This window comes from Rhizobacter sp. P3_B12 (assembly GCF_056402895.1).
The window spans coordinates 1-565 of the sequence record NZ_JBFUGN010001755.1 but is presented as its reverse complement, the minus strand read 5'-3'; the positions used below and the strand labels follow the sequence as shown (position 1 = coordinate 565).

Genomic DNA, 565 nt, shown 5'->3' with positions numbered 1-565 from the left:
GCGCTGGCCGGCGCGGTGCTGGTGCTGGCGGCGAGCCTCGGGCTGCGCGCGGCGACGGTGCCGGCATCCGCCCCCGCAGCAGCGTCCTCGCCCGACATCGCGATGGTCCCGATCGCCGCGTGGCCGGCGGCCTCGGCCGCGTCGGGCATCGACATGCGCCTGGTCTACAAGACCGTCACGCTGCCATCGGCGCGCCGCGGTGCGCCGTATGGTCCGCGCGAGGTGGTGAAGGGCGGCACGCCGCCGTACCGCTACACGATCGACGGCAAGCTGCCGCCGGGGCTGGTGCTGACCGAGGACGGCCGGCTCAGCGGATTGCCGGCCGAGAACGGCAGCTTCCGCTTCGTGCTGGGCGTGCAGGATGCAGCGTCGCCCTCGCGCGCCGCGCAGCAGGCGTATGTGCTGAACGTCTACACGCCGGTGCTGCGGCCGGCCGCGGCGGCATCGGCTGCCATGGCTGCATCTGCGCCCGCGGCAGCGCCGGCGCTGACGACGCTCGGCGTCGCCGATGCCGAGGCCACCGCGAACACGCAGGCCGGCCTGCCGGTCAGCTACAAGCTGACGC

At 75.0% G+C, this 565-nt stretch carries 1 protein-coding gene; it reads left to right on the top strand.

Features of this window, described 5'->3' with window-relative positions:
• The coding region (locus tag AC1D01_RS38060) for a hypothetical protein (RefSeq protein WP_477875182.1) at positions 1–565 on the top strand (565 nt) is incomplete at both ends.